Consider the following 21406-nt stretch of genomic DNA (forward strand, 5'->3'; position numbering starts at 1 on the left):
ACAAGCCACTCTTTCAAGGTCACCAACGCATACCAACGCCTACTCAACCGGCAACGGTTGACATCCCCTCGTCGCGGGGTGCCGGGCGCACCGACCGGACCACGACAGCGGTACCCCGGATGGCCGCGCCGAACCGTGCGCGGGCGGGGCTCAGCGGCGGAACATCGCCCGGATCGCGAGGAGCAGGAACAGGCCGCCGACCACCAGGCCGAGCAGCCGTACGCCGGGGACGTCGGCCGCGCTGGTGGCGTCGGCGAGCAGCGCGGGGTGCATGGTCGCACTCTCCCACGGGGGTGCCGGGAACCGCCAGGCGCTAACAGTAAGGTTTATTGACTATTTCCGAGGGCGGTGTGACCATGGCAGCACCCGCCGGGGCGGCGGGTCGGTGGGGAAGACGGGGGTACGGCAGCGCATGAGCGAGCGGACCGTGGGGGCGACCGGAGACCTGGCGGGCCTCGCCGCCGCCGTCCTGCAACCCGGCTTCGTCGGCACCACCCCGCCACCCTGGGTCCGCCGGTGGCTCGGCGAAGGGCTCGGCTCGGTGGTCCTCTTCGCCCGCAACATCGTCGACCCCGGGCAGCTCGCCGCGCTCACCGCGACGCTGCGCGCCGAGCGTCCGGACGTCATCGTCGCCATCGACGAGGAGGCCGGCGACGTCACCCGGATCGAGTCCGGCCGGGGCAGCTCCCGGCCCGGCAACTTCGCCCTGGGCGCGGTCGACGACCCGGCGCTGACCGAGGCGGTGGCCCGCGACCTCGGCGCCGAGCTGGCCGGCGTGGGCGTCACCCTCAACTACGCCCCGGACGCCGACGTCAACTCCAACCCGGCCAACCCGGTCATCGGCGTCCGCTCGTTCGGCGCCGCCGCCGACCTGGTCGCCCGGCACACCGCCGCCTGGGTACGCGGACTCCAGGCCGGCGGCGTGGCCGCCTGCGCCAAGCACTTCCCGGGCCACGGCGACACCCGGGTCGACTCGCACCACGACCTGCCCCTCATCGGCGGCGACCGGGCCCGCCTCGACGCCGTCGAGCTGGCCCCGTTCCGGGCCGCCGTGGCCGCCGGCGTGCAGGCGGTGATGACCGGGCACCTGCTGGTGCCCGCGCTCGACCCGGAGCTGCCGGCCACCCTCAGCCCGCGCATCCTCGGCGGGCTGCTCCGCGAGGAGCTGGGGTTCCACGGGGTGGTGGTCACCGACGCGGTGGAGATGCGGGCCGTCGCCGACCGGTACGGCTTCGCCGGCGCGGCGGTGCGCGCCCTGGCCGCCGGCGCGGACGCGATCTGCGTGGGTGGGGAGCGGGCCACCGAGGCGGACGCCCGGGAGCTGCGCGACGCCATCGTCGCCGCGGTGGTCGCCGGGGAGCTGCCGGAGGAGCGGCTCGCCGAGGCGGCCAAGCGGGTCGGTCAGCTCGCCGCCTGGACGGTCGCCGCCCGCGCCGACCGCCCGGCCGGCGACCCGGCCCCGACCGACGGCTCGGCGGTCGGGCTGGCCGCCGCGCGACGGGCGGTCCGGGTGGTCACCGGACCCGCCGGCGTCGACGCGCTGCCGCTGCGCCGCCCGGCGCACGTGGTGGAGTTCGCCCCGCCGCACAACATGGCCATCGGCGCGGAGACCCCCTGGGGGATCGGCGCGCCCCTGGCCGACCTGGTTCCGGAGACCACCGTCGCCCGGTACGCCGAGGGCGAGGCGCCCGCCGACCCGACCGCCGGCGCGGCCGGCCGCCCCGTCGTGCTGGTCGTGCGGGACCTCCACCGGCACGACTGGATGCGGGCCGCGGTGCGCCGCGCGCTGGCCGCCCGCCCCGACGCCGTCGTCGTGGAGCTCGGTGTCCCGGAGCTGGTCACCGGCGCCGTGCACGTCGCCACCCACGGCGCCACCCGGGCCGCCGCCCGGGCGGCCGCCGAACTCCTCGCCGGCGCCGGCTGAGCCGCCGGCGCGACCCGGTCAGGCCTCGGCGACCACCAGGTCGGCGTACTCCGGGTGGCGCTTGATGAAGGCCGCCACGAAGGGGCACTTCGGCACCAGCCGGCCGCCGCGCTCGCGCACCTGGTCGAGGGTGCCCCGGATCAGGGCCGACCCGACGCCCATGTTCTGGAACCGCTCGTCTACCTCGGTGTGGGTGAAGACCAGCACCTCGCCCACCTCGCCGCGCGGGATGTACGCGGTGAACCCGGCCAGCGCGTCGTCGACCAGGATCTCGAAGCGGTGCTTGGCGGGGTTCTCCTCGACCAGGAAGCTCACCGGGCCATTCTCTCCCCACCGGCGACGATCCTGTCCAGTTCGGCGAGCAACCGGTCCACCTCGTCCACGGTGTTGTAGTGGTAGACGCTGGCCCGGACCGCCCCGCCGCCGTCGCGCAGGCCCATCGTGCGGAAGTACTCGTAGGCGTAGTAGTCGCCGGAGGAGAGGCAGCAGCCGGCCGCGCCCAGCGCCGCCGCCGTCTCGGCCGGCGCCAGCCCGGCGACCCGGAAGGAGACCGTCGGGCAGCGCCGCGCCGGGGAGCCGTACACGGTCACCCCCGGCAGCGCGGTCAGCCCGGCGAGCAGCCGGTCGAAGACCGCCTCCTCGTGGGCCTGGGCGGCGGCCAGCCCGGCGCGGACCCGCTCCCGCCGGCTGCCGGTGGCGCCGGGGTCGAGGGTGGCCAGGTGGTCCACCGCGGCGGCCACCCCGGCCAGCAGCGCGAAGCTCGGAGTGCCGTACTCGAACCGGTCCGGGACCGCGTCGGAGGAGGGGAGCAGCTTCGCCGGGCGCAGCTGCTCCCACCGGGCCGGGTCGGCGACCATCGCGGCCAGGTGCGGCCCGGACCACTTGTACGCGCTGGTGACCAGGAAGTCCGCGCCCAGCGAGGCGAGGTCGGTCGGGCCGTGCGGCACCGAGTGCACCCCGTCGACGCAGACCAGCGCGCCGGCCGCGTGCGCGGTCTTCGCGATCGCGGCGACGTCCGGCGCGGTGCCGATCGCGTTGCTGCCGGCGGTCACCGCCACGAGGCGGGTCCGCTCGCCCACCAGGTCGGCGTACTGGCCGGCGGGCAGCTCACCGGTCGCCGGGTCGAACTCCGCCCAGCGCACGGTGGCCCCGGCCGCCTCGGCCGCCTGCACCCAGGGCCGCACGTTCGCGTCGTGGTCGAGCCGGGAGACCACCACCTCGTCGCCCGGCCGCCAGGCCGCGGCGAGCGTCCGGGCCAGGGTGTACGTCAGCGCCGTGGCGCTCGGCCCGAGCACCACGCCCTCGGGTCGCGCGCCGAGCAGGTCGGCCACCGCGGACCGGGCGGCCGCGACCAGGTCCAGCGACCGCCGGCCGGGCACGAAGGCGGCGCTGCGGTTGCCGATCGCCGCGCGCATCGCGGCGGTGACCGCCTCGATCACCGGCTGGGCGGTCTGGGTGCCGCCGGCACCGTCGAAGTGGACGAAGCCCTCGGTCAGGGCGGGGTACGCGGCCCGGGTCCGGGCGATGTCGAACGGCATGCGGGGACCCTAACGCGGCCGGTGGTGATCACCGGCGGGTGCCGGGGCTGGACGACGTCCCGTACCCTTGCCGGGTGACGAACCGACCCCTTTCCCCCTCCCTGACCCCCACCCGGCGGGCCGCCGGCCTGCTGGCCGGCCTGGCGCTCGGCGTCGCGCTGCTCGCCGGCTGCAGCTCGGAGGGCGCCTCCACCGACTGCGGCCTGGACGCCTGCACGGTCACCTTCGACCGCGGCGTCGACGCCAGCGCCAGCATCCTCGGCGTCGAGGCGAAGCTGATCGGCGCCCAGGGCGACCAGGTCACCGTCGAGGTGGCCGGCGAGCAGCTCACGCTCACCGCCGGCCAGCAGGCCGCCGAGGCGGGCGGCCTCCAGGTCACCCTGGACAGCGTCACCGACCAGCAGGTCAAGATCCGCGTGGCGAAGGGTTCCAGCAGCTGAACCCGATCGCGGGCGGCGGTGGCCGACGTTTGGAAATCTTCGCATCCGGAGATTGAGGCGCCATGTCACTCACCCGGAACGCCGAAGCCACCGCCTCCGAGGCCAAGAACAGCCGGTGGCTCGAACTGTTGGCCCGGGCCGGATTCATCGGCTACGGCATCGTGCACCTGCTCTTCGCCTGGCTCACCGTGCAGATCGCCTTCGGCAAGTCGGGCGAGGAGGGCAACCAGAACGGCGCGCTCCGCACCCTGGGCGCCCAGCCGATGGGCAAGTTCCTGCTCATCACGATCGCGGTCGGCCTGGTGGCCATGGCGATCTGGCAGGCGCTCGAGGCGGCCGTCGGCCACCGCGCGCTGCGCGGCAGGGACCGGCTCCTCGAACGGATCACCTCCGTCGTCCGCACCGTGGTCTTCCTCTGGCTCGCCTGGACCGCGGTCAAGGTCTTCCAGGACGCCAGCGCCAACGCCTCCGACCAGCAGGAGGCGCTCTCCGCGAAGCTGATGGCCTCCACCGGTGGCCGCTGGCTGGTCGCGCTCGCCGGGCTGGTGCTCGCGATCGTCGGTATCGGGATGGTCGTCTACGGCCTCAAGAAGAAGTTCGAGAAGAACCTCAAGACCGGTGAGATGAGCCCGAAGACCCACACCCTGGCCCGCCGCCTCGGCATGGCCGGTTACGCGGCCCGGGGCGCCGTCTTCGCCGTCGCCGGCATCCTGGTCGTCGTGGCCGCCGTCAAGTACGACCCGGAGAAGGCCCGCGGCCTGGACGCCGCCCTGCGGACCCTGCGCGACCAGCCCTGGGGCCCGGTGGTCCTCGCGCTGATGGCGCTCGGCATCGTCGCCTTCGGGATCTACTGCTTCCTCCAGTCCCGGTACCGCAAGGTCTGACCCCGGGTACCGGAAGGTCTGACCTGGTCGATTCCCGGACCGCCGGGCACCATTGGGCCTTTGCCCGAAGCGTCCCCGCCCGGCTGGAGGGAGTAGTACCTGTGCAGAACTACCTCGAAACGATCGTCGCCGCGCTCGCCGCGGCGGCGATCGCTCTGCTGGTGGTCGAGGTGGTGCACCGGGTCACCCGCCGACTCGGCCGGCGTTCGCTGCTGATGACCGAGCTCACCGACCACGCGCACCGCCCGTTCCAGGTGTCCGCGACCGTGCTCGCCGTCCAACTGGGCGTCCGGTTCAGCACCGGGTACGCGGTCGGCAGCCCGTGGCGGCAGATCGTCCTGCACGTGCTCGCCCTGGGGATCATCGCCACCGTGTCCTGGCTGGTCGCCTCGCTCCTGGTGGTGATCGAGGACACCGCGCTGGCCCGGTTCCGGGTGGACGTGCCGAACAACCGGCACGCCCGCCGGGTGCGCACCCAGGTGGTGCTGCTGCGCCGGCTCACCATCGCGGTGATCGTGGTGCTCGCCGTCGGCGTGATGCTGATGACCTTCCCCGCCGTACGCGGGATCGGCGCCGGCGTCCTGACCAGCGCCGGGGTGGTCGGTGTGGTCGCCGCGCTCGCCGCGCAGAGCCTGCTCGGCAACGTCTTCGCCGGCCTCCAACTCGCCTTCAGCGACGCGGTACGCCTCGACGACGTGGTGGTGGTCGAGGGGGAGTGGGGCCGGATCGAGGAGCTGACCCTGAGCTACGTGGTGGTGCAGATCTGGGACGACCGCCGGCTGATCCTGCCCACCTCGTACTTCACCAGCACGCCGTTCGAGAACTGGACCCGGACCGAGGCGGCGGTGCTCGGCACCGCCGAGCTCGACGTCGACTGGTCGATCCCGGTGCAGGCGATGCGGGAGGAGCTGCGCCGGCTGGCCGAGTCCAGCGAGCTGTGGGACGGGCGGGTCTGCGTACTCCAGGTCACCGACGCCACCGGCGGCATGATCAAGGTCCGGGCGCTGGTGAGCGCCGCGGACGCCGGCAGCCTCTGGGACCTGCGCTGCCTGGTCCGCGAGCACCTGGTGGCCTGGGTCCGCGACCAGCGGCCGACCGCGCTGCCCCGGATGCGCGCCGAGGTCGGCGACGCCTCCGGCGCCCTGCCGTGGCAGGCGGTCCAGCCGCGCCGGCCGGTCCGTCGGCTCCCCGACACCGACGTGCCGGACGACGCCCGGGTCTTCGGCGGCAGCGATGACGGCGAGGCCCGCAGCGAGGTCTTCGTGGGCCGCGAGGACCACGCCGAGACCCGCCGCTGACCGGCGGTCCGCCGCCCGGAGCCCCCGGCCGCCCCCGCGGCGCCGGGGGCTCCGCGCTGTCCGGGCCGCCCCCCGGCCGGTGACGTGACCTGGCCGCCCGGCGGCGCGACGTGACCTCGCCGCCCGCCCGGCCGTTGCACCTGGCGGGGAGGCGTCGTGCCGCGCGGCGGGACCCGCGAGGGGTCGCCCGTTACGGGACATCTGGCTGCCGGTGCGTTTGTTCCGTCGGGTTCGGGGGACCTGCTGCGCACGCCCCCGCTCCGGCCCGCGTCCCGCGTGCCGGACGGTGGGCGGCGCGACCGGTGCTCCGGGCAGGATTGGCGGGCCGTGACTCCGGGCATACAGCGCGGTGATGATGAAAGGAGGACAGCATGGCTGACGTCGCGAGTCGCAGCACGTCCCGGACCGGGAGCGAGCCGTCCACCGCGGAACTGGTGCAGCGGGCCACCGAGCAGGTCTCCCGGCTGGTGCGGGACGAGCTGGCGCTGGCCCGGGCGGAACTGACCCAGAAGGGCAAGCACGCCGGGATCGGGATCGGCCTCTTCGGCGGTGGCGGGGTGATGGCCCTCTACGGGACGGGCGCCCTGGTCGCCACGGCGATCCTGCTGCTGGCGTTGGTGATGCCCGCGTGGCTCGCCGCCCTGATCGTGGCGGTGGCGCTCTTCCTGCTGGCCGGGATTCTCGCCCTGGTCGGCAAGAAGCAGGTCAGCCGTGCCGTCCCGCCGGTGCCGGAGGCGACGGTCCGCAGCGTCCGGGCGGACGTGGACACCGTCACCGCCGCGGTGAAGGACGGGAGGCGGGCATGACGGGCAACGGGACCGGCGACACGGAGGCGCTCCGCGAGGAGATCCGGCGTACCCGGGTGGAGCTGGGTGAGACGGTGGAGCTGTTGGCCGCCAGGGCCGACGTCAAGGCCCGGCTGAAGGACTCCGCCGAGCAGGCGAAGGCGCGGCTGCGCGAGCAGGCCGCGTCGACCATGGCCCGGGTGCGCGGGCAGGCGGCGCAGAAGGCCGGCCTGATGCGCGGGCAGGCTGCGCAGAAGGCCGGCGTGGTGCGCGGGCAGGCGGCGGAGAAGGCGGGCGTGATGCGCGTGCAGGCGGCGCAGAAGGCCGGCGGGGTGCGCGGGCAGGCGGCGCAGAAGGCCGGCGTGATGCGCGGGCAGGCGGCGCAGAAGGCCCGGGTCGCGCGGGCGCAGGCGTACGACAAGGGTGGGGCGGTCCGGCGCAACCCGGTGCCGTGGGCGGCCGTCGCGGCCGGCGCGGTGGCGACCGTGGTGGCGCTGTTGATCGTCCGGGGGAGGCGCAGGTGAGCGGAAAGATCGGCAAGGCCGCGTACCGGCCCGTCGGGGTGCTGCTCGGGCTGGCCGCCGGTACGGTCGCCGGGGTGGTCTTCCGGCAGGTCTGGAAGGTGACCGCGGGCGACGGCGAGGCGCCCAGCGCCACCGACGAGGACCGTGGCTGGGGCGAGATCCTGGCCGCCGCGGCGTTGCAGGGGGCGATCTTCGCGGTCGTCCGGGCCGCCGTGGACCGGGGCGGCGCGGTGGGCGTGCGCCGGCTGACCGGCCGCTGGCCCGACTGATCCGCGCAGGTGTCGGCCCCTTCCCCAGGCATCGACGGGGAAGGGGCCTTTCGCATGGTCCCGCCTGCCCGCCTAGTTGATCTGACGCATCCGTCAGGTCACATGTCGGAGAAGTTCGTCGGGTAGGCCGTGCAGAGTTTTTGCGTACGTGGTTTGCTGTTCCACGCTGTTGAGAGATGGCGTGGGTTGAGAGAAGTCTCCTACCTTGGGGGCCGCCTCAGGCGCCGCTGCTCGAAAACGGCCAATCGGCCGCACGGCGTGCTCGGCCGCCAGTTTTAGAAGGAGATACACATGGCGCAGGGAACCGTGAAGTGGTTCAACGCAGACAAGGGCTTCGGCTTCATCACCGTCGACGGCGGGGGTGCTGACGTGTTCGTCCACTTCTCGGCCATCCAGACCAGCGGCTACCGCACGCTGGAGGAGAACCAGCGGGTGGAGTTCGAGATCGCCCAGGGTCAGAAGGGTCCGCAGGCCGAGCAGGTCCGCCCCCTCTGAGCAGTGCCGGCCGGCAGCCGCCGGCCAGTGCGATCCGGCCCCCCGGATCGATGTGAAGCCCCGCACCCCGCCCGGGATGCGGGGCTTTCCGCGTTTCCGGGGTGTGGCCCGGGCGGGCGGAGCGCGGGTCAGGGGCGGTGGCGGCGGCGCATGCCGTACCAGAGCGCGGCGAGTCCGAAGAGGACGACCGCCGGGCCGATCACCGCCCAGATCCGCTGGTCGGTCATCACGCTGCCGCCGAGGTAGCCGAGGCCCTGCACGGTCCAGACCGCGCCGACGACCACCGCCAGCAGTCCGAGCGTGAGCGTGAGCCAGCCCCTCATCGAATCCCCTCTCGGCGTACGGCACCGGTCCAAGCATGCCCGCCGGCGCCCCGGCACGTCGGCGCCGCGCCGGTCACCACCGGTCGTGCACCTGCGGCCGGATCAGCTCGTCGTACGTCTGCCGCACGGCGGCCAGTTCCGCGTCGGTCAGCGGCGACAGGTCGGCCGCGGCGGTGTTGCGCCGGGCCTGCTCGGCGTTGCGGGCGCCGGGGATGACCACGGTGACGCCGGGCTGGTCGAGGATCCAGCGCAGCGCGAACTGGGCCATCGTCCGGTCCTCGCCGACCAGCGGGGCGAGCCGGCGCACGGCGGCCAGGCCGAGGTCGTAGTCCACCCCGGAGAAGGTCTCCCCGACGTCGAAGGACTCGCCGTGCCGGTTGTAGCTGCGGTGGTCGTCGGCGGGGAACGTGGTGTGCTCGTCGTACCGTCCGGAGAGCAGGCCGCTGGCGAGCGGCACCCGGGCGATGATGCCGACCCCGGCCGCCGCGGCGGCGGGCAGCACCCGCTCCAGGGGCTTGTGCCGGACCGCGTTGAGGATGATCTGCACGCTGGCCACGCCCGGCCGGGCGATGGCGGTGAGCGCCTGCTCGCAGGTCTCCACGCTGACCCCGTACCCGGCGATCCGCTTCTCGGCGACCAGGGTGTCCAGGGCGTCGAAGACCCGGTCGTCGGCGAAGACCGCGGTGGGCGGGCAGTGCAGCTGGACCAGGTCCAGGGTGTCCACGCCGAGGTTGGCCCGGGACCGGTCGGTCCAGGCCCGGAAGTTGTCCAGGGTGTGCGCCCGCGGCGTCTGCTCCACCCGGCGGCCCATCTTGGTGGCGACGGTCAGCCCGTGCCCGGGGCGCTCCCGCAGGAACCGGCCGATGAGCTGCTCGCTGCGCCCGTCGCCGTACACGTCCGCGGTGTCCAGGAACGTGACGCCGGCGTCCACGGCGGCGGCCAGCACGAGCATCGCGTCGTCCTCGCTGACCTGGCCCCAGTCGCCGCCGAGCTGCCAGGCGCCGAGTCCGACGATGCCGACGTGCCGGCCGAGCCGGTCGAAGCTGCGCTGTTCCATCCCGACGAGCCTAGTGATCCCCTTGCCGAGGCGCGCGTCGGGCCGTAGGGTTCCAACAAAACGTACGTACGGTTTGGAGGCTGTGATGTGGGACCCGACCACCTACCTGCGGTACGGCGACGAGCGGTCCCGGCCGTTCCACGACCTGGTGGCCCGGATCCCGGCGGGTCAGCCGCGGGCCGTCGTCGACCTCGGCTGCGGACCCGGCACCCTCACCGCCACCCTCGCCGAGCGCTGGCCGCGCAGCCGGATCGTCGGCCTGGACTCCTCCCTGGAGATGATCGACCGGGCCGCCACGCTGGGCGTGCCGGTCAGCTTCGCCGTCGGCGACGTCCGCGACTGGCGGCCCGGGGCGGACGTCGACGTGGTCGTCTCCAACGCGGTCCTCCAGTGGGTGCCCGGCCACCGGGAGCTGCTCACCCGCTGGGCCCGCGAGCTGCCCGCCGGGGCCTGGCTGGCGGTGCAGGTGCCGGGGAACTTCGACGCCCCGTCGCACCGGGCGCTGCGCGAGGTCGCCGGGCGGGACCGCTGGCGGGCCGAGCTGGCCCCGCTGCTGCGCGAGACGCCGGTCGGCGACCCGGTCGACTACGCCGCCCTGCTGGTCGACGCCGGCTGCGCCGTCGACGCCTGGGAGACTACCTACGTGCACCTGCTCCCGGCCCCCGCCGACGCGGACCACCCGGTGCTGACCTGGATGGAGGGGACGGCGCTCCGCCCGGTCCGGGCCGCGCTGGACGCCGCCGGGTGGGCCGACTTCCGCGCCGCGCTGGGGGTACGCCTCACCGAGGCGTACCCGGTACGGCAGGGTCAGGTGTACTTCCCGTTCCGCCGGATCTTCGTGGTGGCCCGCACCGGCGCCCACGCAGAGGAGAACCCGTGACCGACCTGTCCACCTTCATCGCCGGACTGCCCAAGGTGGAGCTGCACGTGCACCACGTCGGCTCCGCCTCGCCCCGGATCGTCGCCGAGCTGGCCGCCCGGCACGAGGGGCGCAGCCCCGTCCCGGCGGACCCGGACGCCCTCGCCGACTACTTCGCGTTCCGCGACTTCGCCCACTTCATCGAGGTCTACCTGAGCGTCGTCGACCTGATCCGCGACCCGGAGGACGTCTGGATCCTCACCCACGAGGTGGCCCGGGAGCTGGCCCGCCAGCAGGTCCGGTACGCCGAGCTGACCGTCACCCCGTACTCGCACGTGCACCGGGGCATCCCCGCCCCGGCGTTCTGCGAGGCCATCGAGGACGCCCGCAAGCGGGCCGAGGCCGACTTCGGCATCGCGCTGCGCTGGTGCTTCGACATCCCCGGCGAGGCCGGCCTGCCCGCCGCCGAGGAGACCCTGCGGATCGCCCTGGAGGAGCGGCCGGACGGGCTGATCAGCTTCGGCCTGGGCGGCCCGGAGATCGGGGTGCCGCGACCGCAGTTCAAGCCGTACTTCGACCAGGCCCGGGCGGCCGGCCTGCGCTCGGTGCCGCACGCCGGGGAGACCACCGGCCCGGAGACGGTCTGGGACGCGCTGCGCGAGCTGGGCGCGGAGCGGATCGGGCACGGCATCTCCGCCGCGCTCGACCCGCAACTGCTCAGCCACCTCGCCGAGCGGCAGATCGCCCTGGAGGTCTGCCCCACCTCCAACGTGCGGACCCGGGCGGTGGCCACCATCGAGGAGCACCCGCTGCCACAGCTCGTCGAGGCGGGGCTGCTGGTCACGATCAACTCCGACGACCCGCCGATGTTCGGCACCACCCTCAGCGACGAGTACGCCGTCGCCGCCCGGCTGCTCGGCGCCGGCCCGCAGGGGCTGGCCGGGCTGGCCCGCGCCGCGGTGACCGCCTCGTTCCTGGAGCCCGGGGAGAAGGCGCGGATCAGCGGCGAGATCGACGCCTATTTGCTGGCGGCGACACGCTGAGCGGTCGGGACGGGGCCGGCCGCCGGGACACCCGCAGCGGCCGGCGCCGCCCGGCGAGGACGAGGCCGAGCCCGACCACCCCGCCGAGCGTGGTGGTCACCAGGATCCCGGCCGGCGGCGGGGCGAGCGGTGGCCGCGGCGAACCGTACGCGAGCACCGGGTCCGGCCAGGCGGCGAGCGGGAGGGCGATACCCACCCCGATCACGGCGGCCCAGCGGAGCAGGCGGCTGACGGTCGGCGTCATCACGGTCACCTCACGCCCGGGGTGCGGCTCGACGGGGGAGTGGCGCGCGGCGGGAGCGAGGTGTGGGGGGACCGAACTCCCGCCGCGCGCACGGCTCCGCGGCCGGTGGGTGTTACGGGGCGTTCCGGCCGACGGAACTGAACTGATGGGTTCGTCCCTGATCCTGTCAGTCCCCGGTGGTCCGGACGCCGTCGTTAACCCGGATCTAAGGAAGACTTGCGCCGGCGCACAGTCGGCGCGGGTCAGCGCGGCCGGGGCCAGCGGCGCCCGGCGGTCTTCTGCTCCCGCCCCTCCCGGGCCATCCGGCCGACCAGCCCGAACCGGTTGACCTGCCGGGGCGTCGCCTCCGGGTCGGCCAGCAGCATCACCACGCTGGCGCCGCCGAGCCGCGCCCGGTCGATGCTCACCGAGCCGTTGGCCTGCAACGCCACCCGCTTGGCGATGTCCAGTCCCAGCCCGGTCGAGCCCTGGTCACTGGTGCCGCGGCGCAGCGCGCGGTCGGGGTTGGCGATGCCCGGGCCGGCGTCGTCGATCCGGATCGCCACGTACCCGTCGCGCCGGCTGACGGCCACCTCGAAGGCGGTGCCCTGCGGGGTGTAGCGGAAGACGTTGCCGATCACCGCGTCGAGGGCGGCGGCCAGCTCGGCCCGGGGCACCGGCGCGGGAATGCGCAGCTGCGCCCCGCTGACCTGGTGCGGGCGGTTCTGGTCGCCGGCGAGGGCCGCCCAGAAGACCATCCGGTCCCGGACCACCTCGCTGACGTCGCACATCGCCGGGCCGGTCTCCTGGGTGACCGCCTTGCGGGTGGTCTTGATCAGCTGGTCGACCTCACCCTCGAGGGTGACGATGGCCTGGCGGATCCGCCGGATGCCCCGCCGGCGGTCCAGTTCCGCCTCGCTGAACGTGCCGATGCTGGTGTCGTCGGACTCCAGCGCCTCGGCGTCCAGGCGCAGCACGGTCAGCGGGGTGCGCAGCCGGTGGGAGAGGTCGGCGACGAGTTCCCGCTCGTCGGCGCGGAGCGCCACCAGCTGGTCGGCCATCCGGTTGAACGCGTGCCCGGCCTCGGCCAGCTCCCGCGGGCCGCTCGGCTCGACGCGTACGCCGAGGTCGCCGTCGCCGATCGCCAGGGCCGCCTTGACCAGCTCGCCGGTCGAGTCGACCGCGCGGGCGGCGACCCGGTCGACCACGATGACCGCGGCGCCCACCAGCGCGACGGCCACCGCCAGCAGCAGCAGCCAGCGGGCGCCGGAGCCCTCGTCGAGCACCTGGTCGGGGACGAAGACCTCCACCACGGCGACCTTGTCGCCGAGTACCACCGGGTCGAGCCGGAGCACTCCGCCGGGCACGTCGGTGACCAGCGAGCGGCGCTCGGCGCCGGCCCGGGCCAGCGCCGCGGCGTCGGCGCGGCCCGCGGACTCGTCCCCACCCAGCCCGTGTACGACCGGCCGGGTCGCCGGGTCGTCACCGCTGGCCGCCACGGCCCGCCGGACGATCGCCGGGTCGGTGCTGACGGCGAGGGCGCCGGTGACCAGAGCGCTGCGCCGGGCGGCGTCCGCCAGCTTCTCCGCGCGCGCCTGGTCGCCGAGGTTGAACCCGAGCGGGATGAGGAAGGCGAGCGCGACGAGGCTGCACATGCCGGCCGTGAGCCAGGCCAGCGACGACCTCAGTCCGGCGCCACCAGCCGGAAGCCGACCCCCCGCACGGTGCGCAGGAAGCGCGGCTTCGCCGCGGACTCGCCCATCTTGCGGCGCAGCCAGTACAGATGAACGTCGATGGTCTGGTCCTCGCCGACCGATGGCTGCCGCCATACCTCCTCCAAGAGTTCCCGCCGGGACACTACCCGGCCGGGACGTGCGGCGAGATACGCCAGCAGGTCGAATTCCTTGCGGGTCAGCGCCAGTGGCTCCCCGTCGAGCAGGGCGCTGCGCTCGCCCACGTCCACCCGCAGGCCGCCGACGGTGTGCACGGCCGGCTGCACCGTGCGGCTGGCCCGGCCGGCGCGGCGCAGCACGGTGGTGATCCGGGCGTCCAGGTGCGCGCCGGTGAACGGCTTGACCATGTAGTCGTCGGCCCCCGCCCGCAGCAGCCGGACCACCGACTGCTCGTCGTCGCGGGCGGTGGCGATGATGATCGGCACGTCGGTGATGCCGCGCAGCATCCGCAGCGCGTCGGAGCCGTCCAGGTCGGGCAGGCCGAGGTCGAGCACGACCAGGTCGGGGGTCTCGGCGGCGACCCGGCGCAGCGCGTCCAGGGCCGTACCGACGGCGTGCACGGCGTGCCCCCGGTCGGTGAGGGACCGCAGCATCGCGCCGCGTACGACGTGATCGTCTTCGACCAGGAGCACGGTGGCCACGTCAAGACGGTACTTGGCGTGGCAAGTTGATCGCGTTGCGGCACTCCCGCCAACCGGGCAAGCTGGGACGACGATGACGTTCACTCTCTTCCCCGACACCCGGCTGGCGCTCGCCCGGGACGCCCTCGCCGGCCTCTCCGTCGGCGACGCCCTCGGTTCGCAGTTCTTCGTGCCGGGCCGCGGCGTGGCGGCGTGGCGGGACGAGCTTCCGCCTGGCCCGTGGGGGTGGAGCGACGACACCGAGATGGCCTGCTCGGTGGTTACCGTGCTGGCCGGGCATGGGCGGATCGACCGGGACGCGCTGGCCAGCTCGTTCGCCGACCGCTACGACCCGACCCGTCGTTACGGCGCGGGCGCGGTGGAGCTGCTGGAACTGGTCCGCGCCGGGACGCCGTGGCCGGTGGCGGCCGCGTCCGCGTTCGACGGGCAGGGTTCCTGCGGCAACGGGGCCGCGATGCGGGTCGGCCCGCTCGGCGCGTGGTACGCCGACTCGACCCGCCGCGCCGCCGACCAGGCCCGGGCCTCGGCCGAGGTGACCCACGCCCACCCGGAGGGGATCGCCGGGGCCGTCGCGGTGGCCGTCGCCGCCTCGCTCGCCGCCCAGGCCCGCCTGAACGGCGACCGGCCCGACCCGGCCCGGCTGATCGGCGCGGTCGCCGCGACCCTCGACCCGGCCGGGGAGGTGCACCGGGGCGTACGCCGGGCGGCCACCCTGCTGGACCGGTCGGCGGCGGAGGCCGCGGACGCGCTCGGCAACGGCTCCCGGGTGACCGCCCAGGACACGGTTCCCTTCACCCTCTGGGTGGCCGCCACCCACCTCGACGACTACCCGACGGCGATCCGGGTCTGCGTCGAGGCCGGCGGGGACGTCGACACCACGTCGGCGATCGTCGGCGGGATGGTCGCCGCGCACACCGGCGTCGGCACCCCCGGCGGCGTGCCGGACGGCTGGCTCGCCGCCCGCGAGCCGCTGCCCGACTGGTTGGGCTGACCCCGCAGAGTGCCCCGTCCGGTGCGTCCTCGGCTGCTCCGGCGGCCCGCCCCCGAGGACCTGGTCACACCCTTTGCTCTGCTGCAGCGCGGCCCGCGACCCGTCCGCGCCGCGAACGGGGGCGACCCCCGCGCACGGGGGCTCGGCTCATGCACGGGTCCCGGGTGCGGTGGTCCCTCAGCGGGCGGCCGTCGGTTCCACCGGCGCTGCGCCGGCGGAGGAGAGCACGGGTTCGGCTCCGTCGCCCCGGGCCGGCCGTCCCGGGTCCGTCGGGCTCCGGTCCGGGTCAGCCGCGCCGTCGTCCGGGTCCTCGTGCCCGGCGGCGTCGGCCTGCTCCGGGGCCAGGGCCATCTCCCCGCGTCGCCGCCGGCTGAACAGCCAGCCGATCGCCGCGCCGCCGGCCAGCCCGGCGAGCAGCCCGCCGCCGAGCAGCAGGTCGGCGCTCGGGGCGTCCTGACCGTCGGCGGCCGGCGCCGGACCGGCCGCACCCGCGGCGTCGGCCCGAGCGGCCGGGTCGGCCGGCCCTTCGGCGGTGGTCCCGCCGTGGCCGGGGTGGCCGCCCGTGGCCGCACCGGGCGCCGCCGGCAGCAGCGCGAGGGTCGGGGCCGGGCGCGCACCACCCGCCGAGTCCGCCCACCGGACCACCGTGCCGTCCGCGTACGTCTGCACGACCTGGAAGGCCAGCCGGTCGGTCGCCGGCATCGGGCCCATGCCGAGGGCGAGCCGGGCGGGTCCGGCCGCCGCGCCGGGCACCCGGATCCACGTCACCGAGTCGGTCACCGTGTCCACCCCCGGGGCGTGGATGCCGGCCACCGGCTGGTCGAGGGTGCGGGTCGTGATCCGGGGCGCCCAGCCGGGCACCGACATCGGGTACACCTCCCCGACGGGCGCGTCGCCGGGCATCCTGATCTCGATCCGCTCGGTCCGCGTCCCGGACCGCTCCTCGGGCACCGCGAAGGTCACCTCGACGGCGTCGCCCTGGTGGACCTGCGCCGGGGCGGTGGTGATGGACACCTCGGCGGCCTGCGCCGGGCCGGCCCAGCCCAGCAGCACCCCGGCCGCCGCGGCGGCCGGCAGCAGGGTCCCGCGGACCCGGTCGCGACGGGTCATCGTCATGGTCATCCCCATCCGTCTCCACGCGGCCGGCACCGGATCCGGCCACACCGGGTAGTTCGGCCGGGAGGGCGGAAAGGTTCAACGGTCGGCGGACTCGGAGCGGGGACCGCGGCCCGGGACGCCGGTGGCGTCGCCGACGGTGCCGAAATGGCGACCGATAGCATCGCAGGAGCCGGTAACCGGCACATCCGATCAGCATCGACGACAGGAGTCACCGTGTCCGCACCCCGTACCCCCGTCGTGGCCGACCCCGTCGTCGTCGCCGCCGGGACGACGGCGGCCGACGCGGTGGCCGCGGCCGGGCTGCCCACCACGGGCCCGAAGGCGATCGTCGTGGTCCGCGACCCGGAGGGCGTGCTGCGCGACCTGGACTGGAAGCCGGCCGAGGAGACCACCGTCGAGCCGGTGGGCATCGACACCCCGGACGGGCTCAACGTGCTGCGCCACTCCACCGCGCACGTGCTCGCCCAGGCGGTGCAGGACGTCTTCCCCGAGGCGAAGCTCGGCATCGGCCCGCCGATCGAGAACGGCTTCTACTACGACTTCCAGGTCGACAAGCCGTTCCAGCCCGACGACCTGGCCAAGCTCGAGAAGCGGATGCAGGAGATCATCAAGTCCGGCCAGCGGTTCCGCCGGCGACGCTTCAAGAACCTCGACGAGGCGAAGACCGAGCTCGCCGCCGAGCCGTTCAAGCTGGAGCTGATCGACGTCAAGGGCGAGGGGCTGGACTCCTCCGAGGTGATGGAGGTGGGCGGCGGCGAGCTGACCATCTACGACAACCTCGCCGCGAACGAGGAGAAGGTCTGCTGGTCGGACCTCTGCCGGGGTCCGCACCTGCCGAACACCCGGCTGATCGGCGCGTTCAAGCTGATGCGCTCGGCCGCCGCCTACTGGCGGGGGTCGGAGAAGAACCCGCAGCTCCAGCGGGTCTACGGCACCGCCTGGCCGACCCGGGACGAGCTGAAGGCGTACCTGAAGCTTCTGGAGGAGGCCGCGCGGCGCGACCACCGCAAGCTCGGCGCGGACCTCGACCTGTTCAGCTTCCCCGACGAGATCGGCTCCGGCCTGGCGGTCTTCCACCCCAAGGGCGGCATCATCCGTCGGGAGATGGAGAACTACTCCCGCCGCCGGCACGAGGCCGCCGGGTACGAGTTCGTCAACACCCCGCACATCACCAAGGCACAGCTCTTCGAGACCTCCGGTCACCTGCCCTACTACGCCGACACGATGTTCCCGCCCATGCAGCTGGAGGGCGCGGACTACTACCTCAAGGCGATGAACTGCCCGATGCACAACCTGATCTTCAGGGCGCGCGGGCGGTCCTACCGGGAGCTGCCGCTGCGGCTGTTCGAGTTCGGCACGGTCTACCGGTACGAGAAGTCGGGCGTGGTGCACGGCCTCACCCGGGTCCGCGGCCTGACCCAGGACGACTCGCACATCTACTGCACCCGCGAGCAGATGCCCGGCGAGCTCTCCACGCTGCTCACCTTCGTGCTGGACCTGCTGCGCGACTACGGCCTGGACGACTTCTACCTGGAGCTCTCCACCCGGGACGCCTCGCCGAAGTTCATCGGGTCGGACGAGGACTGGGAGGAGGCCACCCAGGCGCTGCGCACCGCGGCCGAGGCCTCCGGCCTGGACCTGGTGCCGGACCCCGGCGGCGCGGCCTTCTACGGCCCGAAGATCTCCGTGCAGGCCAAGGACGCCATCGGCCGGACCTGGCAGATGTCCACCATCCAGGTCGACTTCAACCAGCCCGAGCGGTTCGGCCTGGAGTACCAGGCGGCGGACGGCACCCGGCAGCGGCCGGTGATGATCCACCGGGCGCTCTTCGGCTCGATCGAGCGCTTCTTCGGCGTCCTCACCGAGCACTACGCGGGCGCATTCCCGGCCTGGCTGGCCCCGGTGCAGGTGGTCGGCATCCCGATCCGCGAGGACCACACCGACTACCTGCACGGCTTCGTCGCGGCGCTGCGCGCCGAGGGGATCCGGGCCCAGGTGGACGCCGGTGACGACCGGATGCAGAAGAAGATCCGCACCGCGCAGCAGCAGAAGATCCCGTTCATGGTGATCGCCGGCGACGACGACGTGGCCGCCGGCACGGTCTCCTTCCGCTACCGGGACGGCTCGCAGCGCAACGGCGTGCCGATGGCCGAGGCGGTCGCCCACGTCCTCGACGTGGTCAGCTCCCGGAGCAACTCGGGGCCGTCCGCCGAGAGCTGACGCCCTCCGCGTCGCCGGTCGACTCCGTTCGCCGCGAACGGCGGTGTCCCGGACCAGGGACACCGCCGTTCGGCGCAGCCCCGCGCCGGCCGGCCGGTGCGCACGGGTGGGACCCGCTGCGGTGACCGTAGGATCGGCGGTGTGACTGGGGCGGCGCGGCATTTCGACAACGGCACCGACGGTCTGGCGGACGGGCTGGAACGGCTCTGGACGCCGCACCGGATGACCTACATCTCGGGCGAGGACCGGCCCGAGGGCGGCTACGAGAAGCCCACCGGCTGCCCGTTCTGCCTGGCCCCCGGGCTACCGCCGGACGAGAGCCTGGTCGTCGCCCGGGGCGAGCACGTCTACGCGGTGCTCAACCTCTACCCGTACAACCCGGGGCACCTGCTGGTCTGCCCGTACCGGCACGTGGCCGACTACACCGAGCTGGACGCGCCGGAGACCGCCGAGCTGGCGACCTTCACCAAGGACGCCATGCGGGTGGTCCGGCAGGTCTCCAACGCGCACGGCTTCAACCTGGGGATGAACCAGGGTGGGGTGGCCGGCGCCGGCATCGCCGCGCACCTGCACCAGCACGTGGTGCCGCGCTGGGGCGGCGACGCCAACTTCATGCCGGTGATCGGCCGGACGAAGGTCCTGCCGCAGTTGCTCGCCGACACCCGCGACCTGCTCGCCAAGGCCTGGCCGACGGCCTGACCGGGGGCACGAATCCCGGCCCCCCGGCGCGGCGGCGCCTCGGTACGATGCGCCGCATGGCTCTGCTGCACCGGGCGGAACTGCGCCCCACCAAGCTCGAACTCCTGGCGGCGTGGCTGCCCGGCCGGCCCTGGTTCCACGGGCCGGCGGGCACCGACGTCGTCCGGGTGGCGGGATTCCGCTTCGACGACCCGGCCGGCGCGGTCGGGATCGAGACGATGCTCGTCCGCGCCGGTGACGGGCCAATCCACCAGGTGCCGCTGACCTACCGCGGGGCGCCGCTGGATGGCGCCGACGGATGGCTGGTCGGCACCACCCACCACTCGGTGCTCGGCCCGCGCTGGGTCTACGACGCCTGCGGGGACCCGGTCTACGCCGCGGCGCTGGCCGCCGCCATCCTCGGCGGGACCGGCCAGGCGGAGGAGTTCTTCGAGGTCGACGGCGAGCGCCAGGTCCGCGCGCCGAGCATGGCCATCACCAGCAGCGCCGCCGGCGACGTGGACGTCCCCGCCGTGGGCGCCCCGCGCCGGGTGGTGGACGGCGATCCGGCGGTCATCGGGACGGACACCGTGGAGTTGGCCGTCGTCCGCCGACCCGGTGCGGGCGACGGACGCCCCGGCGCCACGCTCTCCGGCACCTGGCCCGGCCAGCCCACCCCGCTGCCGCTGGCCTACGCCACGCCTCGCTGAACCCGGCCCGGGCCGGCGGGGGCGGAACGCCGCCGACGTCCACGGCCCGCCGTCGCATGTGGTCGAGCGTGCACGACGGGTGAGCTTCTTGCCCTCCAGCGCGCTCGAGGTGACAGGATGCGTCGATGGCAGTGATCACGCGGACCTTGGGCCGCAGCGGCATCGAGGTCAGCGCGCTCGGCATGGGGTGCTGGGCGATCGGCGGACCGTGGGCCGAGGGCGCCCGCCCGCTCGGTTGGGGCGCGGTGGACGACGAGGAGTCGGTCCGGGCGGTCCGCCGCGCGCTGGACCTCGGGGTGACCCTCTTCGACACCGCCGACACGTACGGGGCGGGGCACGGCGAGCGGATCCTCGGGCGGGCCCTGGCGGGCCGCCGCGACGAGGCGGTGATCGCCACCAAGTGGGGCTACACCTTCGACGAGACGACCCGGCAGGCCACCGGGGAGGACGCCTCGCCCGCGTACCTGCGGCGCGCGGTGACCGACTCGCTGCGTCGGCTGGACACCGACCGGATCGACCTCTACCAGCTGCACCTCGGCGACCTGCCGGTGCCCCGGGTCGAGGCGCTGATCGACACGCTGGAGGCGCTGGTCGCCGACGGACTGGTCCGGGCGTACGGCTGGAGCACCGACCGGCCCGACCGGGCGGCGGCCTTCGCCCAGGTCGCCCGGGGCGCCACCGCCGTGCAGCACGGCCTGTCGGTGCTGCGGGACGCGCCGGCCATGCTGACGGTCTGCGACAAGCACGACCTGGCCAGCGTGGCCCGCGGGCCGCTCGGGATGGGGCTGCTGACCGGCAAGTACACCACCGACTCGATGCTGCCCCGCGACGACGTGCGGGGCACCGCCCCGAGCTGGCTGGAGTGGTTTCGCAGCGGCCGGCCGGCGCCGGAGTGGCTGCGCCGGGTGGCCGCGGTCCGGGGCGCGCTGACCGCCGACGGCCGGACCCTCACGCAGGGGGCGCTGGGCTGGATCTGGGCCCGCAGCGGTCGCGCCGTGCCGATCCCCGGGGCGCGCACCGTCGCCCAGGTGGAGGAGAACGCCGCCGCCCTGCACCGGGGCCCCCTGACCCCCGACCACTTCGCCGAGGTCGAACGCCAGCTCGCCGCGCTCCGTACCGCCGCCCTCCGCGACGCCGACCGCCCCCACTGGCCGCTGCCCCCCGTCCCCGCCGCCCGCCCCTGACCGCAGGAACGGTCACGGACCGCGGAAGGGGGGTGCCACGCCATCCGGACGGATCGCCCATCAACGCCGCGTACGGCGGGTTGGCGATGAGCAGCGTCCAGGACGCGTCGTAGACCGCGACGGGTGTCCCGGTCAGTCTGTCCAGCACCCGCTGGACGTTCGGGGTGACGTACGCGGGCACCGTCTCCGGGCCCGGCGGCGCCAGCCCGGCCAACCGGAACAGGTGTGCGCGCTCGGTGCCCACCAGCCGCAGGGCCCTGGCCAGGGCTGTGCAGTACGCGAAGGCGTTCCCGAACATGCGGATCAACGCGGTGGAGCCCGGTTACACCGCGACGGACCTGAACCGGCACACGGGCACGCAGACCGTCGAGGAGGGCGCCGAGGTCATCGTCCGGATGGCGCAGGTGGGCCCCGACGGCCCGACCGGAGGCTACTTCGACGTCGACGGCCCCCTCCCCTGGTGAGGGG

The 21406-nt window shown here is 74.7% G+C and carries 23 protein-coding genes and 2 pseudogenes; 16 read left to right on the forward strand and 9 right to left on the reverse strand.

Annotated features, from left to right (window positions below; all coding sequences use genetic code 11):
* Positions 1–150: 150 nt before the first annotated feature.
* On the reverse strand, positions 151–273 hold the full coding sequence (locus EV384_RS36730) for a hypothetical protein (RefSeq protein WP_255544580.1): 123 nt from the start codon (positions 271–273) through the stop codon (positions 151–153).
* 139 nt (positions 274–412) lie between these two features.
* On the opposite strand from EV384_RS36730, the gene EV384_RS15670 reads away from it, so the two are divergent.
* Positions 413–1924: a glycoside hydrolase family 3 protein gene (locus EV384_RS15670; RefSeq protein ID WP_130334139.1), complete on the forward strand. Its 1512-nt coding sequence runs from the start codon at positions 413–415 to the stop codon at positions 1922–1924.
* Between the two features lie 18 nt (positions 1925–1942).
* Here the strand turns inward: EV384_RS15670 and EV384_RS15675 are convergent, their stop codons facing one another.
* Together EV384_RS15675 and EV384_RS15680 are read right to left on the reverse strand one after the other, a co-directional pair.
* Positions 1943–2239 (reverse strand): GNAT family N-acetyltransferase, encoded by a 297-nt coding sequence (locus EV384_RS15675; protein ID WP_130334141.1) that lies wholly within the window; start codon positions 2237–2239, stop codon positions 1943–1945.
* Positions 2236–3462: a cysteine desulfurase-like protein gene (locus EV384_RS15680; protein WP_130334143.1), complete on the reverse strand. Its 1227-nt coding sequence runs from the start codon at positions 3460–3462 to the stop codon at positions 2236–2238. The genes EV384_RS15675 and EV384_RS15680 overlap by 4 nt, the downstream gene beginning before the upstream one ends.
* 74 nt (positions 3463–3536) lie before the next feature.
* On the opposite strand from EV384_RS15680, the gene EV384_RS15685 reads away from it, so the two are divergent.
* The 7 genes and pseudogenes from EV384_RS15685 (at position 3537) to EV384_RS15715 (ending at position 8157) form a co-directional block, all read left to right on the forward strand.
* Positions 3537–3902, forward strand: a complete 366-nt coding sequence (locus EV384_RS15685; protein ID WP_130334145.1) for a hypothetical protein — start codon at positions 3537–3539, stop codon at positions 3900–3902.
* A 62-nt stretch (positions 3903–3964) separates the two neighbouring features.
* The gene (locus EV384_RS15690) at positions 3965–4786 is read left to right on the forward strand and encodes a DUF1206 domain-containing protein (protein WP_130334147.1); all 822 of its coding nucleotides are present in this window, start codon (positions 3965–3967) and stop codon (positions 4784–4786) included.
* A 101-nt stretch (positions 4787–4887) separates the two neighbouring features.
* The gene (locus EV384_RS15695) at positions 4888–6084 is read left to right on the forward strand and encodes a mechanosensitive ion channel family protein (protein ID WP_130334149.1); all 1197 of its coding nucleotides are present in this window, start codon (positions 4888–4890) and stop codon (positions 6082–6084) included.
* 371 nt (positions 6085–6455) lie between these two features.
* Positions 6456–6890 (forward strand): phage holin family protein, encoded by a 435-nt coding sequence (locus tag EV384_RS15700; protein WP_130334151.1) that lies wholly within the window; start codon positions 6456–6458, stop codon positions 6888–6890.
* A pseudogene (locus EV384_RS35975) lies at positions 6887–7087 on the forward strand (DUF3618 domain-containing protein); the annotation flags it as partial. The gene EV384_RS15700 and the pseudogene EV384_RS35975, both read left to right, overlap by 4 nt.
* A gap of 302 nt (positions 7088–7389) precedes the next feature.
* Positions 7390–7662 carry a DUF4235 domain-containing protein gene (locus EV384_RS15710; protein WP_130334155.1) on the forward strand — a complete coding sequence of 91 codons (273 nt, stop codon included), beginning with the start codon at positions 7390–7392 and terminating at the stop codon, positions 7660–7662.
* Between the two features lie 291 nt (positions 7663–7953).
* On the forward strand, positions 7954–8157 hold the full coding sequence (locus EV384_RS15715) for a cold-shock protein (RefSeq protein WP_011905669.1): 204 nt from the start codon (positions 7954–7956) through the stop codon (positions 8155–8157).
* A gap of 128 nt (positions 8158–8285) precedes the next feature.
* Here the strand turns inward: EV384_RS15715 and EV384_RS15720 are convergent, their stop codons facing one another.
* Entirely contained in the window at positions 8286–8480 is a 195-nt protein-coding gene (locus EV384_RS15720; protein ID WP_130334157.1) for a hypothetical protein, read from the reverse strand.
* A gap of 73 nt (positions 8481–8553) precedes the next feature.
* Complete coding sequence (locus tag EV384_RS15725; protein ID WP_130334159.1) at positions 8554–9537, reverse strand: aldo/keto reductase; 984 nt, start codon at positions 9535–9537, stop codon at positions 8554–8556.
* An 85-nt stretch (positions 9538–9622) separates the two neighbouring features.
* On the opposite strand from EV384_RS15725, the gene EV384_RS15730 reads away from it, so the two are divergent.
* Together EV384_RS15730 and EV384_RS15735 are read left to right on the forward strand one after the other, a co-directional pair.
* Positions 9623–10417: a trans-aconitate 2-methyltransferase gene (locus EV384_RS15730; protein ID WP_130334161.1), complete on the forward strand. Its 795-nt coding sequence runs from the start codon at positions 9623–9625 to the stop codon at positions 10415–10417.
* On the forward strand, positions 10414–11439 hold the full coding sequence (locus tag EV384_RS15735; protein WP_130334163.1) for an adenosine deaminase: 1026 nt from the start codon (positions 10414–10416) through the stop codon (positions 11437–11439). The genes EV384_RS15730 and EV384_RS15735 overlap by 4 nt, the downstream gene beginning before the upstream one ends.
* A gap of 486 nt (positions 11440–11925) precedes the next feature.
* On the opposite strand, the gene EV384_RS15740 is transcribed toward EV384_RS15735, so the two are convergent.
* A complete protein-coding gene (locus tag EV384_RS15740) occupies positions 11926–13317 on the reverse strand; it encodes a HAMP domain-containing sensor histidine kinase (protein WP_130334165.1) in 1392 nt (463 codons plus the stop codon).
* A gap of 29 nt (positions 13318–13346) precedes the next feature.
* Positions 13347–14036 (reverse strand): response regulator transcription factor, encoded by a 690-nt coding sequence (locus tag EV384_RS15745; RefSeq protein WP_130334167.1) that lies wholly within the window; start codon positions 14034–14036, stop codon positions 13347–13349.
* Positions 14037–14109: 73 nt separating this feature from the next.
* Here EV384_RS15745 and EV384_RS15750 point away from each other — a divergent pair, with 73 nt between their 5' ends.
* Complete coding sequence (locus EV384_RS15750; RefSeq protein ID WP_130334169.1) at positions 14110–15027, forward strand: ADP-ribosylglycohydrolase family protein; 918 nt, start codon at positions 14110–14112, stop codon at positions 15025–15027.
* Positions 15028–15204: 177 nt separating this feature from the next.
* Here EV384_RS15750 and EV384_RS15755 read toward each other — a convergent pair whose 3' ends face one another.
* Positions 15205–16143 carry a DUF1775 domain-containing protein gene (locus EV384_RS15755; RefSeq protein WP_130334171.1) on the reverse strand — a complete coding sequence of 313 codons (939 nt, stop codon included), beginning with the start codon at positions 16141–16143 and terminating at the stop codon, positions 15205–15207.
* A 216-nt stretch (positions 16144–16359) separates the two neighbouring features.
* Here EV384_RS15755 and thrS point away from each other — a divergent pair, with 216 nt between their 5' ends.
* From thrS to EV384_RS15775, 4 genes are all read left to right on the forward strand, one after another.
* A complete protein-coding gene (gene thrS / locus EV384_RS15760; RefSeq protein WP_130334173.1) occupies positions 16360–18366 on the forward strand; it encodes a threonine--tRNA ligase in 2007 nt (668 codons plus the stop codon).
* A gap of 141 nt (positions 18367–18507) precedes the next feature.
* Positions 18508–19065, forward strand: coding sequence for an HIT family protein (locus EV384_RS15765; protein ID WP_242624081.1), 558 nt, complete (start codon positions 18508–18510; stop codon positions 19063–19065).
* A gap of 56 nt (positions 19066–19121) precedes the next feature.
* Positions 19122–19754, forward strand: coding sequence for a CG0192-related protein (locus EV384_RS15770; protein WP_130334175.1), 633 nt, complete (start codon positions 19122–19124; stop codon positions 19752–19754).
* 125 nt (positions 19755–19879) lie between these two features.
* The gene (locus EV384_RS15775) at positions 19880–20938 is read left to right on the forward strand and encodes an aldo/keto reductase (protein WP_130334177.1); all 1059 of its coding nucleotides are present in this window, start codon (positions 19880–19882) and stop codon (positions 20936–20938) included.
* Between the two features lie 49 nt (positions 20939–20987).
* Here the strand turns inward: EV384_RS15775 and EV384_RS15780 are convergent.
* Positions 20988–21236, reverse strand: a pseudogene (locus tag EV384_RS15780) (MmyB family transcriptional regulator); the annotation flags it as partial.
* On the opposite strand from EV384_RS15780, the gene EV384_RS15785 reads away from it, so the two are divergent.
* Positions 21175–21402 carry a Rossmann-fold NAD(P)-binding domain-containing protein gene (locus EV384_RS15785; RefSeq protein ID WP_242624082.1) on the forward strand — a complete coding sequence of 76 codons (228 nt, stop codon included), beginning with the start codon at positions 21175–21177 and terminating at the stop codon, positions 21400–21402. The pseudogene EV384_RS15780 and the gene EV384_RS15785 overlap by 62 nt on opposite strands.
* The last annotated feature ends 4 nt before the right edge of the window (positions 21403–21406 follow it).

This window comes from Micromonospora kangleipakensis, from assembly GCF_004217615.1.
GTDB classification, from domain to species: domain Bacteria; phylum Actinomycetota; class Actinomycetes; order Mycobacteriales; family Micromonosporaceae; genus Micromonospora; species Micromonospora kangleipakensis.